Origin of the sequence: Kitasatospora sp. NPDC050463 (assembly GCF_040655255.1) — a bacterium.
Classification (GTDB): Bacteria; Actinomycetota; Actinomycetes; order Streptomycetales; family Streptomycetaceae; genus Kitasatospora.
Genome location: NZ_JBFAJO010000124.1, coordinates 1 through 13,870 on the forward strand (window position 1 = coordinate 1; position 13,870 = coordinate 13,870).

General features: G+C 71.3%; 11 protein-coding genes and 1 pseudogene. 5 read left to right on the top strand and 7 right to left on the bottom strand.

Features of this window, described 5'->3' with window-relative positions; genetic code table 11:
• From AB0J08_RS38845 to AB0J08_RS38865, 5 genes are all read right to left on the bottom strand, one after another.
• Window positions 1-386 (bottom strand): tetratricopeptide repeat protein (locus tag AB0J08_RS38845; RefSeq protein WP_360643990.1); only part of this gene is annotated, 386 nt, incomplete at its 3' end.
• 89 nt (window positions 387-475) lie between these two features.
• The gene (locus AB0J08_RS38850) at window positions 476-3,187 is read right to left on the bottom strand and encodes a CHAT domain-containing protein (RefSeq protein ID WP_360643993.1); all 2,712 of its coding nucleotides are present in this window, start codon (window positions 3,185-3,187) and stop codon (window positions 476-478) included.
• Window positions 3,188-3,340: 153 nt separating this feature from the next.
• Window positions 3,341-4,126, bottom strand: a complete 786-nt coding sequence (locus tag AB0J08_RS38855; protein ID WP_360643997.1) for a hypothetical protein — start codon at window positions 4,124-4,126, stop codon at window positions 3,341-3,343.
• The gene (locus tag AB0J08_RS38860; protein ID WP_360644000.1) at window positions 4,123-4,296 is read right to left on the bottom strand and encodes a hypothetical protein; all 174 of its coding nucleotides are present in this window, start codon (window positions 4,294-4,296) and stop codon (window positions 4,123-4,125) included. Before AB0J08_RS38860 ends, AB0J08_RS38855 begins: the two co-directional genes overlap by 4 nt.
• Entirely contained in the window at window positions 4,296-4,781 is a 486-nt protein-coding gene (locus AB0J08_RS38865; RefSeq protein ID WP_360644002.1) for a hypothetical protein, read from the bottom strand. Before AB0J08_RS38865 ends, AB0J08_RS38860 begins: the two co-directional genes overlap by 1 nt.
• Window positions 4,782-5,771: 990 nt before the next feature.
• On the opposite strand from AB0J08_RS38865, the gene AB0J08_RS38870 reads away from it, so the two are divergent.
• The 4 genes from AB0J08_RS38870 (at window position 5,772) to AB0J08_RS38885 (ending at window position 10,420) form a co-directional block, all read left to right on the top strand.
• Window positions 5,772-7,772, top strand: coding sequence for a LodA/GoxA family CTQ-dependent oxidase (locus tag AB0J08_RS38870; RefSeq protein WP_360644005.1), 2,001 nt, complete (start codon window positions 5,772-5,774; stop codon window positions 7,770-7,772).
• Window positions 7,769-8,890 carry a tryptophan 7-halogenase gene (locus AB0J08_RS38875; protein WP_360644007.1) on the top strand — a complete coding sequence of 374 codons (1,122 nt, stop codon included), beginning with the start codon at window positions 7,769-7,771 and terminating at the stop codon, window positions 8,888-8,890. Before AB0J08_RS38870 ends, AB0J08_RS38875 begins: the two co-directional genes overlap by 4 nt.
• Window positions 8,887-9,612: a hypothetical protein gene (locus AB0J08_RS38880; protein WP_360644010.1), complete on the top strand. Its 726-nt coding sequence runs from the start codon at window positions 8,887-8,889 to the stop codon at window positions 9,610-9,612. The genes AB0J08_RS38875 and AB0J08_RS38880 overlap by 4 nt, the downstream gene beginning before the upstream one ends.
• Before the next feature lie 607 nt (window positions 9,613-10,219).
• On the top strand, window positions 10,220-10,420 hold the full coding sequence (locus AB0J08_RS38885) for a hypothetical protein (RefSeq protein WP_360644013.1): 201 nt from the start codon (window positions 10,220-10,222) through the stop codon (window positions 10,418-10,420).
• Between the two features lie 103 nt (window positions 10,421-10,523).
• On the opposite strand, the pseudogene AB0J08_RS38890 reads toward AB0J08_RS38885, so the two are convergent.
• Window positions 10,524-11,992: pseudogene (locus AB0J08_RS38890) on the bottom strand (NF041680 family putative transposase).
• Window positions 11,993-12,144: 152 nt separating this feature from the next.
• Here AB0J08_RS38890 and AB0J08_RS38895 point away from each other — a divergent pair.
• Entirely contained in the window at window positions 12,145-12,633 is a 489-nt protein-coding gene (locus tag AB0J08_RS38895) for a hypothetical protein (RefSeq protein ID WP_360644016.1), read from the top strand.
• Window positions 12,634-12,669: 36 nt separating this feature from the next.
• Here the strand turns inward: AB0J08_RS38895 and AB0J08_RS38900 are convergent, their stop codons facing one another.
• Window positions 12,670-13,416: a hypothetical protein gene (locus AB0J08_RS38900; RefSeq protein WP_360644019.1), complete on the bottom strand. Its 747-nt coding sequence runs from the start codon at window positions 13,414-13,416 to the stop codon at window positions 12,670-12,672.
• Window positions 13,417-13,870: the final 454 nt, after the last annotated feature.

Below are 13,870 nucleotides of genomic sequence, written 5' to 3' on the forward strand. Positions count from 1 at the left end.
AGGACCCCACCCCGTTCACCTGGACCAAGACCGCCGATGAGATCCTCGACTCCCTCGCCCGCTTCTGCCGACGGATCTCCGGCGCAGGACACTAGCTCTCCGCGCTGCTGCAGGACGTCCGCGATCTTCCCCCAAGTGACCGTGGCGGAGCGGGTGTCGCCGATCCGCTCGTACTCCGGCAGTTCGACCTCGCGGCGGATCCGCAGGGCCTCCTCCACCTCACCGCGCTGCTGCAGGACATCCGCGATCTGCCCCCAGGAGACTGCGGTGGAGCGGGTGTCGCCGATCTGCTCGAAGGCCGGCAGCTGGACATCGCGGCGGATCCGCAGGGCCTTTTCTAGCTCTCCGCGCTGCTGCAGGACGTCCGCGATCTTCCCCCAAGTCATCGCGGCGGAGCGGGTGTCGCCGAGATCGGTGAACAGCTGTTGGGCCTGGTGGAGCAGGATCTCGGCCTGTCCGGTTTCACCAAGGGTGATCAGGCGGTGGCGTGGTCGTGGAGCACTGCCGCGTGGTCTGCCGGGTCGGTGTGCTGGGGGTCAGCCTGGATCTGCCGGACGGCGCGGTCCAGCAGGGCGTCGGCCCGATCGCCGTCGCCCCTGGTGGCAGCCGCTTCGGCGACGGCGCGCAGCAGGTGGAGGGGGACGGGGTGGTGGTGGCGGTCGAGGAGGTCGATGGCACGCTGGCCGAGTGCGGCGGCGGCGGAGGCCGAGCCCTCGTGCAGGCCCCTTACGGCCGCGGTGGCGCAGTCGGCGGTGACGGCGGGGCGGTCGGCGGCCACGGCGAGGCGGGTCAGCTGGAGGTCCTGGTCGTTGCTGCGGGGGGTGCGGGGTGCGATTCCGCCCCAGTGGGTGTGGAGGGGTTCGACGGCGAGGGCGGCCAGGGTGGTGTGCTCGTCGGGGCCGAGGGGGGTCAGGCGTCCGGCGGCGAGGGCGTTGACGGCCACGGCGGTCGTGGGGCGGTGGTAGTCGTCCGGGAAGGCGTCCAGCAGGCCCAGGCCGCGCAGGCGGTTCGCCGATCCGCCGACCGCTTCGGCGAGGGTGTCGACTACGGGTTGCGGGACGGGGAGGGCGAAAAGGGTGCAGGCCCGCAGCAGGTCCCGGTGGGCGGGCCCGGCCTGATCGAGGAGGGTGTCCAGGGCCAGGTTCTCCAGGAACGCGGACAGGTCGGGATCGCCGGCCGGAGCACCCTGGCGCAGGTAGTTCTCCATCGCCGCGATGGCGGCCTCTGCCCGGGCCGGGTCGACCTGCTCGCCGTAGACCAGGCGCAGCCCGATCAAATCCTGCAGTCCGGGGTTGCCGCGGCTGACGTCCATGGCGCGCCGGGCCAGCTCGGCCCGCCGGGCCGCTTCGGTGTCCGGGGCGTGGTTCTGGGTGGTGGCCAGGTCCTGCTGGCGGCGGCGGAGTTTGTGCCGGGCGGCGGGGGACAGCGGTTGGAGTTGGACGGCCTCCAGGCGGCTCTCCAGGCCGTCGAGGGTGAAGGTGTAGCGGCTGGTGAGGACGAGTCGGCTGTCGGTGGTGGCCGGGTCGAACGCGGAGATGACGTCGGCGAGTACCTCGGCGGCCCCGTCGTGGAGCCGGTGCGGGCCGTGGGGGTCGTGGGTGAGGACCTGTTCAAGGTCGTCGATGACCAGCAGCAGGGGCCGGCGGGTTCCCTGCACCTGGGCGCAGGGTCCGGTCAGCAGGTCGACCAGGAGTGCTCTGAAGCGGTCGGGGTGTTCGCGGACGTCGGCGCGCCGGTCCCTGAGCAGGTCGCGGGCATCGGGGATCGGTTCGACGGCGGTGGCGACGGCGTCGAGGACTGCCGTGCGGGTGTAGTCGCCAAAGACGACCGCGGCCCGGTCGGGGAGGCGGTCGGCGATCCGGGCAGCCAGGCTCGACTTGCCCAGCCTGCCCTGCCCGTGGAGCAGCACGCCACCCTTCTGTCGGCCGCGCAGGGCCCGCAGGGACTGCTGGAGTTCGGGGCGTCGGCCGACGAACATCTCGGCTGCCGCGACCCGGACGTCGTGCTTGCTGCCCAGGAACGTCGTGGTGGCGTGATGTGCGGGTGCCATCCGGCGCTTCACGGTTCCCGCGACCAGCGGGCCGCCACCCGCGGGCCCCAGCCACAGTCGTGCCAGGTGCCAGTCGGCGCGCACGTGCTCGTCGGGGGACTCCAGCAGTTCGCGGCGGGCGGCCGCCACCGCCTCCGCCACGGTGACGCGGCGGCCGAGCCGGGCGTAGAGGTGCTCGGCGAACAGGGTGGCGGCACGGTCGCCGACCGAGCCGTCCCAGCCGATCACCGCGGGGATCCCGGCGGCCACCAGCTCCGTGGCCAGCGAGTGCGCCACCACCGCCCCCGCCCCGGCGCCCTCCGCGCCGCGACGTCCGGCGCCGGCGGGCAGGTGCCCGGCCATGTCCGCGCCGGTGGCCGTCAGGCAGGCCGACACGAACGCCAGCCGCGGCGGGGGCGTCAGCAGGCCCACCAGCTCCCTCGCGCTGGTCGGGCGCCCCTGCCCCAGGTCGTCCTCCAGCAGCAGCACCGGTGTGGGGCGATCCCCAGGGCTCTCGCGCCAGTTGTGCAGCCCGTGGCACGACAGGTGGACCACCGGCATCCCGCCCAGCTCCGCCAGCCGGGCCCCCAGCCGCTCGGGGTTGCCCGAGTCCTCGACCACCAGGTCCAGACCGGTCTCCCCGACCGCCCCGAGGACCGCCAACTCCTCCGCCTCGTAGTCGAGCTCATGCTGGCCCCGGGGCGAGGAGGCCATGAACGCGACCCCCAGCCGCCGGTCGTCCAGGGCATCCGCCGGACCCGGACGGCCCAGGCGTCGCACCACCGCGAACTGCTCCGGCTCCTCGACCAGGAACCCGCCCTCGGGAGCGGCCAGCAGCTCGAACGGCGCCCGCAACAGCGCCCACTCCGCCCCCGACGGCCTCCTCGGCCCCCGCACCTCGAACAGCAGCGGCGCTGAAGCCTCCTCCAGCAACTGCCGCAGCCAGCGGCGCTCCCCGTCCAGCCACCCGTACAGCTCCCGCCCCAGTGCGAGCAGCACCTCCCGCCGGGAACTGCCCCGCACCGCGTCCACGTACCGGCCCGCCACCCCGGCCAGCCAGTCGGCGTCACCGTCCCGAAGCGGCCTGCGCGGGCCCAGCCCCGCACCCCCGACGACCAGCTCGAACCCGCCGTCCTCCACCACCAGCCCAGTGATCATCCCGTCCCCCAGACGTCGTACCCGGCCCGCACCAGGACCACATGCCCCGCGCGCATACTCCCACCCGGACAAGCGAGTTGGATACCGAACACCGTTTCCGCTGGCTCGATCGTGCCCAAGGCGCCATGCGGGGAGGCCCCATCCCTACCGGGCTCATGCCCCGCCCCCAAAGGATCGGCTCACGGCCGACAGGCAGCTTGTCCGACTCAGGACGCCAGTTCGATCAACGCCCCTCAAGATCGGAACGACAACAGCCACTAAGGGTACGGACCGATCAGGCCCACGTGCCTTCCGTGCCTTACGGCTCCTGAGCGCCCCAGATAACTGGCGCCGCTCGTGGTAGTCGACGGGATGGGACTGGCCGGCGATGTGCCGGGCGAGGGCCTCGAACGCCTCCGGCAGCCGCTCGTTGACGTGCATCCGGGTCCAGGGGTTCTCCGGTTTGGGTGTGAGGCCCAGGTGGCCGGGCCGCGGCCGGCTTGAGGGAAAGCCAAGGAGCCGTGAGGCGCCGGTGGCGCTGATGCCGTCCGCGGCTTGGACGAGCTGGATCGCCGCGATGCGGCGGAAACGGCTGAGGACACCTCCGAGGCCGAGCGGTGCCCCGTTGTCCAGGAGGATCTCGATCCACTCGCGCGGGAGCTGCTGAGGGATGTGTTCGGGCAGGTAGCCGCGTTGGCGGACGGGGATCACCGGGCCGCTGGCTTCGACCGGCTGCTGGACTGCGGGGGAGAAGCGGCGCCAGACCCCTTGCTGGAGTTCGTTGCGGAACGACGGCGAGCAGTCGTCGCGGACGGTTTCGATCCGCAACCAACGCCTCTGCGTCATGCACAGCGGTCGGGCTCGTCGTACCGCGTGATGGGTTGGCCGCTCGGTGATCGGCAAGTGCCGCTTCGGGCGGTCGGTGAGTTTCGTCCCGCCGAACTCACCGGTGTAGGTCACAGCCGCGCGCAGCGCTGCTGCTTGGCGTCGTTCAGATGACGCAACAGCGTTTGATCAGCAGGTTCGGCAGCAGCTGGCGATCTTGGACGCTGCGGATGCTCACGAGAATTGGCGTCACGGTCGTGCGGCGCCACCGGATCGCGGCAGATAGGGACCGCGTTCTTGATCATCAGTCATTAGACTCCCGCGTGTGAATTTCGGGCTCTGCAGCGAGGCCCTGCACGAACCGGTCCCCGCGGGAGAGCGTCGGCTTCGCCTCGGCCGCGGCCTTCGCGGCCACCAGCTCGGGGTCGGCCTCGATGCCGATCGCCGTCAGCAGGTCGCGCTGATCGGCCTCCAGGTCGGGCCAGCCGGCCCGCTGTGCCTGGGACCAGCGGCCGAGCTGCTCACCCTCGTACGCCGTCTCCTGGGCCAGCTGCGCCCAGTCGACCCGGCCGTCGCACTCCAGCCACCACTGCCGGGCGGTCGCGTACGCGCGCTGCCAGGTGATCGGCCAGGCCGGGCACCACCACGGGGCGATCTCCTCCAGCGCCCTGCGGCGCTCCGGCGACACCGCTCCCCGCTCTCCGGCCGGCACCTGGGCCGACTCCCGCAGCTCCGGCAACCAGGTGCCGAGCGCGTATCCGCCGACCGAGGCACGCGCCGGCGCCGCCAACGACCCGCCGTGGCCCTTCGCCCAACCCGCGCCCAGTCCAACCCGGCCTCGAACCTGGCGTGGTCCGACTACCAGTCCTGGTGTGCCACCTGGTGCTCGTCGGTGGCCATGAACGCCGGTGCGGCTGTTGCCCGCCGCGCTCCGCGTGGTCCGCGGTCCCGGCCGTCGGTGGCCGAGGTGAAGAGACTCCCGCCCCGGGCACTCGGACGCCCTCAGTTCCGTCCCTGGCTGGGACTCCTGGCGAGGATGGGCGGGAGCCGAGCAGGCCGGAGCAGGGTCCCGAGCAGCACAGGGAAGCTGAGGACGCTGTCGGCCGTCTCCAGGCTCTCTCGCCCGTCATTCCCGAGGCCTTTCCCAGTGACCGTGCCAGCAGTAGGCAGGCATCACCACGGGCGCCACGGGCACGCCACCACGGCTGCTGGCCCCGGAGGGGCCTGGATGCTGTTCCGACCCGCAAGCCCGTCCGACGGGGGGTGGGGCCTCGAGGGGGAGGTGGGCGGTGCCGTATCTGGAGGTCTCGGCTGCGGCGGCGAGTCGGTGTGCCGTGGTGGCGGTGAGGTCCGGTGGGTGCCGGGTGGTGAACGTGTTCGGGTGCGTGGCGTGTTCGATGCGTCGTGCGCAGTGGCGGTCTTCATGTCCCGGGCAATTGGGTGAGTTCACCGAGCCAGGGTTTCGGGGATCGGCGTGTCGAGCCATTCCTTCGAGTGCGACCTAGTTCGGAAGGGGCGCACCATGCTCGTTGCGGAGGGCCGGGCAGCCGCGCTTTTGCCGCCCTGGGTGATCTCTGGATCCGCGGCGTGGTCATGGCTGGCGGCTCTCGTCGCCCGCCGGCCACCGAGCCGACTGGCCCGCCCCGCTGCGGGTGGCGGTGACAGGGTCGATGCCCGTCGTACGCACTCTACGTGACGAGCGGCAAACAACCTGTGCGGGCTGCCTGCGGCGGCCCGCACGGGCCCTACCCCCTTGTCCAGGAAAGGACACGAGAGCTCGATGACTGACGAGATCGCCTACGCGAAGATCCACCCCGCGATCGGGGTGGCCCGCGTCGGCAACAGCAGCGCCGAGGACGGCTGGTTCTACGGCCCCGAGACGCCCGCGCCCCCACCAGCGCCGGTCGGTTTCTACAAGGACGCGGCCGGCGCGATCAAGCGTCAGGCCGCCCGGTTCCGGATCTACGGCTACGACGCCCAGGGCCGGGTGGTGCGGGAGGTGAAGCCGTCCGAGGCCGGGGTGGAGGTCAAGTGGGCCGTGCACGTGGCCAACCGCAAGGCGGCCTGGTACAACTTCGACCTCGCCCTCGACATCCCCGAGATGAAGGACAAGGCCTCCCTGCGCCGCAACGGCAAGACCGACGACGCCAAGCGCTCCCACCTGATCATCGACCCCGGTCGCAAGACCCTGGTCCCCGGCAGTAAACAGGTCGTGGAGTTCACGGGCGGCACCTGCTTCAACGTCCCCGTCCCGCTGGGCCGGATGCAGACCGACGAGGAGGGGCGGCTGGTCGTCCTCGGCGGCAGCGGCACCTCCGCCTCCCCCGGCGGCGAGGAGCTGAAGTCCTTCGGCAACAACGACGGCTGGTACGACGACACCTCCGACGGCCCGGTCACCGCGTCCCTGCGGCTGAACGGTGCGGACGTCGAGGTCAAGGGCGCCTGGGTGGTGGTCGGTCCGCCCAACTACGCCCCCGAGGTGAAGACCCCGCGCACCCTGTGGGACCTGTTGCAGGACGTCTTCCGGCCCGAGCGGCCGGTCGGGGCGACCGAGGAGGTGTCGTTCGAGCGGGACATCAAGCCGATCCTGCACCGCTTCTGCGAACTCCAGTGGGTCAACAAGGGGTACGCCACCCACCACGGCTTCGGCGGCCCGGAGGACTTCATGGCCCCCGCCCTGCTGGAGCGCCTTTCCAGCAGGGCGGAGCGCAACCGCGAGCTGCGCCGGCAGGTGTACACCGCGATGCGCGACTACGAACGCGACGGGCTGTCCCCGCAGCCCTGGCCGTGGTTCTACGGCGACGGCATGGCAAGCAAGCCCAAGTCCAAGCTGCAGTACATGACGCTGTCCGACACCCAGATCGAGCAGTTGGAGAAGTGGGCCGCGGGTGATTTCAGCACCGCCGCGATCCCTGACTTCCCCGCCCGCCTGGAGGACGCCCCGGTCGCCGAGCAGCCCGGCCTGCTGGACCGCGCGGCACTGGACTTCTGCCTCGCCGACGCCTTCCACCCCGGCTGCGAGGTCACCTGGCCGATCCGGCACACCAGCATGTACCAGGAGCCGTTCCGGATCCTGCACCGCGCCGAGAACGACCCGGAGCCCGACTACGGCCCGCAGTTGACCGCCGAGCGGGCCCTCGGCGCGGACGGCCCGCTGCACGCCCAGCCGCCGGGCGGCCTGACCCGCTGGATGGCGATCCCGTGGCAGACCGACACCGCGAGCTGCCGCTCCGGCTACGAGTCCAACGCCCTGCCCAAGGGCCGCTACGACCCCCACCTGCCGACCTTCTGGCCCGCGCGGGTGCCCAATCACGTGCTTACCGAGGAGGACTTCCGGATCGTCAACAAAGAAGGCGGCGGCGCTGGTTCGGAGGACGACCGCCAGGACGCGTTCGCCCGTCGGGCCTCCTGGCTGCGGGGCCTGCACGGCGAGTACAAGCAGCAGCTGGCCCAAGCGGCCGTGCAGTGGCACCACTTCGGCATCGTGGAGACCCGGCGCTACACGGTGGGCGACGGCCGTTTCCCCGACGTGGTCCAGGTCGAGTCCGTGCCCGGCTTCCCGCTGGAGGGCGTCTCGCCGAACCGCAACCTGGTGACCGTGCACGTCCCGGAGTCGACCGCGCTGGACGCCGCGGCCTACAGCGGCGTGCTCGGGGGCGTCGTCGAGCGGACCGGCTACAGCGCCGAGGAGATCACGGTCGGCTACATCGACAAGCTCGACCCGTTCGGTGAGGAGTCCGCCAACGGCGGCGGCGCCCGTCCCGCGGACGGCGCCGCGTGAGGCCGGCCGCACCCGCCCCGGCCCGCGGCCCCCGCGTCGACGTGGTCGTGGCGGGCGCGGGCCCGGCGGGTGCGGCCGCTGCCGTCGCCCTGGTCCGGGCCGGCCGGACGGTGCTGCTGGCCGACGCCGGGCGCGGACCGGCCCCGGTCGGCGAGGCGCTGCCGGCCGCCGCCCGGGTGCTGCTGCGCGACCTCGGCGCTGACGGAGCCCTGAGCGAGGGCCACGTCGCGTGCCTGGCCAACCGGTCCGCGTGGGGCGGCCCCGAGCTCGCCTCGGTGGACAGCATCCTCGACCCGCACGGCCACGGCTGGCACCTCGACCGGGAACTGTTCGACCGGCGGTTGCGCGAGCACGCCCAGGAGCAGGGCGCGCGGCTCGCCACCGGGTCGGCGGTCCGGCCCCTGGCCCGCAGCGCCGACGGCGGGTGGACGGTCGAACTGCGCGGCCGGGGCACCGTCCGCTGCCGGTGGATCGTGGACGCCACCGGCCGCCGGGCCGCCGTCGCCACCGCCTGCGGGGCCCGGCGGCTGGTGAGGGACCGCCTGGTCGCCGTCCACCTGACCCTCGGCCCCGCACCGGAGCGCACCGACACCACCACCACGGTCGAGGCGGCGCCCGACGGCTGGTGGTACACGGCGCCGCTGCCCGCCGGCCGCCGCCTGCTCGCCTGGTACACCGACGCCGACCTGCCCGCCGCCCGGACCGCCCTGCCGACCGCCCTCGCGGCCACCCGGCACATCAGCCCGCTCACCGGGCCCCACCCGTGGCCCCCGGACACCGTGCCCCGGCGCGCACCCGCCCACACCGCCCGCCTCGTCAGCGTGCACGGCGACGGCTGGACCGCCGCCGGGGACGCCGCCGTCGCGTTCGACCCGCTGTCCTCGCAGGGCATCCTCACCGCCCTGTTCACCGGCCTGAGCGCCGGCCGGGCCGTGCACGCCCACCTGGACGGTGCCCCTGACGCTCTCGCCGGCTACGCCCGCGCCGTCGCCGAGGTCCACGCCGTCTACCTGCGCAACCACCGCCACCACTACGCCGCCGAACACCGCTGGCCCGACCGGCCGTTCTGGCAGCGCCGACACACCCCCACCCCCGCACTCCAGGAGGTCCCCGCATGAGCACCGAACCCCTGCCCGACACCCTCAGCGCCGACGCCGCCGGTCGGCACGGCCACCGCTTTCTGCTGATCGGCAAGAAGACGATCTTCAGCTACCACCTGGGCCTGTACTACGTCGGTCTCCACGCCTTCCAGATGATCACCACCTTCGAGCTGGCCGACGCCCTGCGTGAGACCTACCTGACGGACCTCGCCGCGCACGAGGACCAGCAGGTCTACTACTCGCTGTTCTCCGAAGGACACTGGCCGCTGAGCGGGATCACCGAAGGCACGCGCACCTCGCTGCCGGTCGAGCTGGAGCGGGTCACTGTCGACGCCCAGGGCGAACGGGACTTCACCCGCATCTTCGACGCCACCGACGCCGGCTGCCACAAGGCGGACGTCGTGCACTACCGGCCGCTCGACCCCGAAGCCGGCTACCCCGATTACGTGACCCAGCTGGTCTTCGGCCGGGACGACGAGGTCCACCTCGCGCACAAACTGGCCGGCGCCCCGAACTGGGACGAAGTCATCACCACCCTCGACCCCCAGGGCTTCCAGCCCTCCGACCTCGCCCCCGCCGCCACGCTCACCGTGCCCTCGGTCAAGGACCCGCACGGCGCCGCCCCCAGGAGCCCGCTGACCACCGGCACCCGCTACGAGGGGAGGATCGGCGAACGCACGGTTTCGTTCACCGCGGGACGCCAGGGCTGGTGGAACCACACCTCCCTCAACAAGAAGTAGCCCTGCGGCGCGGTCGGAGCCTGCGGGAGCCCGCCGCTACGCGACACCCTGCGGGAACCGCATCGCCCGGCCCCCGCGACCAACAAGCCGCCCAACCCACCCGGTGGCAAGCCCGTTGACACCGAGCGGGCCACCGGGCCTTCCGGGGCCGCCCCCGCCCCAGGCGTCGAGGGGTGCGGTCCTGTTGGATCACCAGGTGGTGATACCCGGGGTTGGCTGGCGGTGTGACCTTCACCGTCGCGAGCACCGTCGATTCACGTCGGCTCGGCGCTACGAGCACACCGCAGATCAGAGGTAAGCCGGCTTCGGCGCCCGGTGCCGTCCCCCCGGGGTGCGATGGGCCGAGGGTCTCGGTGGCTCCCCCGGGGGGACGGCGTGCCTGACCGTCAGGCGCTGGTAGGTGTCACCACGCACTGGTCATCGTCGACGACCTCGAGGTACTTCTCCTCGATGAGGACGTTGATCTTGTAGTCCTTGGTGCCGAGTTCGGCGGGCTTGAGCGCCCTCTCGAGCCACTCCTGCAGGCCGCCGCCCGGGGCATTCCGTAGAAAGCCGCGGTGTGCCCCAGGCGTCGAACGACTTCAGGGTGTTCAGGCAGTGGTAGACCTTGCCGTCCTTCCTGGACTGGCTGTCCGGAAGAGGCCTGACCCTCTCCACCTGCACCCAGCCCGACCTGGAGCAGTGGAAAGCTCGCGAGGACCTCAGCTACCGGGCCGGCCCCTTCATCCGCTGGGTGATCAAGAACCGGCTGGCAAAGGGGCTGACCTTCGGCGCCGAGCGCTGGGCAGGGCCCCGTGGGCCCCCATGACTCCGAGGGCCCGCTGGGACAACGCCCGCAGACTCCTCCACGACGACACGCTGACCACCGCCGACCGAGTCGCCGGACTATTCCTGCTCTTCTAACTTGATCTTTAACCTGTGCGGCGGCGTCGTGGGTTGCTGACCTGTTGGTTTCTCTTCGCCGGGCGCTTTGCGGCGTCCGTTTTGCCGACGGTGTGGACGTCATGGCGCGGAGTCGGCTGGGTGTTCTTGCGGCCGGGTGGCCGTCCTGGTCCCGGTCGGCTTGGTTTCGGTGCACCGGCTGGGCAGGCGGCCTTGCCGCGGAGGTGCCGGAATCCTCGCCGGACCCGGGCCGGGGTGAGTTTGTTCGGCTCGGCGGGCCTCTCCCAGGGGCGCCGGAGGTCGGCTGCGAGGGCCCGTGCGAGGCGGAGTTGGGTGTAGGCGGCGAGGATCAGCCAGGTCCAGCGGTCGGCGGCCTCGGGCGTGCGGATCTTCGGGCAGGTCCAGCCCAGGGTCTGCTTGAACAGCCGGAACGTGTGCTCGATGTCGAAGCGGCGCAAGAACACCTGCCAGAGCATGTGGGTGTCGGGTTCGGTGGCGTCGGTGCCGGACCACCACAACCAGACGGGCTTCGGGATCGCGCCGCTGGGCAGGTGGTCGACCTCCAGGCGGATCACGGTGCCCTCGACCACCGGCAGGGTGCCGGTCTGGGCGACCCAGGAGGACCGGTGGGTCAGCCGGGGGTGCAGGCGGTCCCAGGACCGAGCGGTGGCAGTGCCGTAGAGGCGTGTCTCGGTGATGGTCCGGGTGTCGGGGGTGCCCCAGGTGGCAGGGTCGTTGAAGGCGAACTCGCCACCGTGCCTGGGCGGTCGTCCCGTGGTGCCGGGCAAGCGGGGAGGACAGGCTCTGCGCAGGACACGGTCCGAGCGCATCCGCCCCAGGACCTGCACGGGCAGGTCCTTGAGGAGGAAGGCAAGGCGGGGAACGTCGTAACCGGCGTCCGCGACGACGAGCACGTCCGGGTCGCCCGCTCGCCACTGCCCGGCGTCGACGAGACGTTGGACCAGCTCGCGCAACTGCTGTGCGGTGACGGTTGCGGCGTCGTCGCCCGGCGCCAGGCGGCGCGCGTCCAGAGGCGCGGTCCACGGGCTGCGGCCGCTCTCCAGGGCAACGATGACCGAGTAGGGCCAGCCCGGAACAGGGATGTGCTGGTCCTTGCCCCGCCCGTAGGATGTGACAGAGGATCCGTTCGGGTGAGGTGTGGGCGTCAGGCCTCAGCCAGCACGTGATGTCGACGGCCAGCACCAGCCGGCCGTCGGCCGCTCGTGGCAAATGGCACCTCCGCAAGCGCCCGCCGCATCCGATCGGCATCGATCCGGCCGCGGGCCAGGCCGGCGTAGAGCCCGCCGTGTCCGCGGCGGTACTCGCCCACCAGCGAGAGCTCCACCAGCGACCGGACCGGCCCGTCGGCACACAGCACCGCTTCGGCCAGCTCGAACAGCGCGTCCCCACGCCGGGTCAAGCAGGAGTAGACCTCACCTCGGAAGCGTGACAGTTCAGCGAACGCATCCCTGTCGGCGCCGTCGTGCACCACACTCATCCCCACGGCCTTCGTCTTGATCATGTGCATTCCTTGGTCGGAGCACAGGATCAGACGAAGGCCGCTCCTACGTACGGCAGTTACCAATACGAGTGATCAAGTTCGACGGGCCGTTCGAGCTCCCTGGTTAAAGATCAAGTTAGGCTTCGCTCATGGCGAGCCAGCACCGTTCGACGGGTTTCACCGAAGCCCAGCTGTCGATCATTGATGAACTGAGTGCCCTGCCGTTCCCCGAGCAGGACGGTAAGCCGGGGATAGGCGGTGGATGGGGTGGGCCTGGACATCACGTGGCCGTGCTCCGGGAGAGCCAGGACTTCTGGGATGACCGCAGTGAGGAGATCGTCGAGGCGGCCGAGAAGGAGCTGGAACTCGATCTCGAGGCGCTGGCTGTCGTTCTGACCGCTCGTTGGGGCAGTCCCACGACGGTGGATCTGTGGCCGTATCTCGGGTTCGACAATCCAGACCCTGAGTTCATGACCCCAGAGCCTCTCGGCTTCCTGTGTAACGTCGCTGGCAGCATGCGGCTGTGGCAGCCACCGTCCTCTGGCCGATGGCTTGCACTGGCCATCGGCCAGGCGGATCGGGAGCTGCCTTTCCAACTGCTCACCGCGATTGGTGAGGCATCCTCACTCCCGGGATGAGCTGGGTTCGGCGGTCGGCCGACATCCACAAGATCGTCATGGGAGTTGAAGCCGGGCAGTATCCGGAGCGCTGTCGATCTCGCGAGTGAGATGCTCGGCGGGTTGAAGCAGAAGGTCGCGCAGGGCTGCGTAGTGGGCCATTGGGTCTGGGCGAGTGAGTTTGGCCCAGGTGCTGCTGCGTCGCTGGAGCCACGTGTTGCGAACCGGATCTGGTTGAGTTGATTCGATCGGTCGTGGCGCGAAGCGAGGCTCACCCTGAGTGACGTTGGCCCAGACGAAAGCGGATGCCTCCTGCCGTTTCCGGTCGTCCATGATCGGTTGGAATGGACCGGGAACGGGAGGGAGGTTCTCGGTGATCTCCTTCCAGAGGTCCAGGGACAGGCACCAGTTCCGGAGGACAAACCGGCGGTACTGGTAGTCGGTCAGGGTGGGGGCGACATCCAGTTCCTGGGCCAGATCCTGCAGCACGGTGGTGAAGCGGGCGGCCCCTTGCTCTTCGAGCCAGCGGTAGACCCCGACGGTGGACGCATACTGGCCTCCCTTTGGGCTGATCCCGAGGAGGTTGGCCGCATCGCCCATGGAGCCGCCCATCGACCATTGGACAAGGAAGACCCGCGCCGAGGCGACGCAGCAGGTTGGCGTGCGAACCGGGCTGGAGCGGTGCGAGGTGGCGGTCGTACCAGCTCTGCTCCAGGAACGCGGGAATGTGTTCGGGGCGGTAGCCGCCCCGGGGTTGAGGGATCCGGCTCCGCGCGTGCCGGTGCGCCGGTAGGTGCGGGTCACGGGCGCCGTCGCCTGCCGGAACCCGTCCGAGCAGGCAGACTCGCTCCGCTCGAAGACGGGGACCCACGGGGCTCTGCTTGCGCTGCCGGGCCGGCCTGCTCGGGCATGGACGACAAGTACGTGCAGATCAGGCTCATCAAGCAGGCGGACGGCGGGGGTCAGCAGCCCGGCCGCCGCGGCGGAGTCCTACGGAGGGCTGTCGTGAACCCGGCGAGCCCCTGCGCCGAGGGCCTGGACGTGCCTGCTCACCGCATCTTGGGAGTCCGGCTCAAGGACTTCGCGGCTGAACGGCCAGGACGCGCAGAGGATCGCGGCGACCACCCGCAGATCGGGAGCAATAGTCAAGACCTGTGGACGAGATGACGTGCGGCAGGCTGCGGCACCCACCGAGTTCGATCCTATGCTGACGGTCGTGCAGGTACTGGGTGTGAGCAATGAGGACGAGATGGTCGCC

What these genes read in the sequence shown, in the direction of transcription:
- AB0J08_RS38895 (WP_360644016.1), top strand. Translation starts at nt 12,145, where the DNA reads ATGGCGAGCCAGCACCGTTCGACGGGTTTCACCGAAGCCCAGCTGTCG.
- AB0J08_RS38870 (WP_360644005.1), top strand. Translation starts at nt 5,772, where the DNA reads ATGACTGACGAGATCGCCTACGCGAAGATCCACCCCGCGATCGGGGTG.
- AB0J08_RS38860 (WP_360644000.1), bottom strand. Translation starts at nt 4,296, where the DNA reads ATGATCAAGAACGCGGTCCCTATCTGCCGCGATCCGGTGGCGCCGCAC.
- AB0J08_RS38880 (WP_360644010.1), top strand. Translation starts at nt 8,887, where the DNA reads ATGAGCACCGAACCCCTGCCCGACACCCTCAGCGCCGACGCCGCCGGT.
- AB0J08_RS38850 (WP_360643993.1), bottom strand. Translation starts at nt 3,187, where the DNA reads ATGATCACTGGGCTGGTGGTGGAGGACGGCGGGTTCGAGCTGGTCGTC.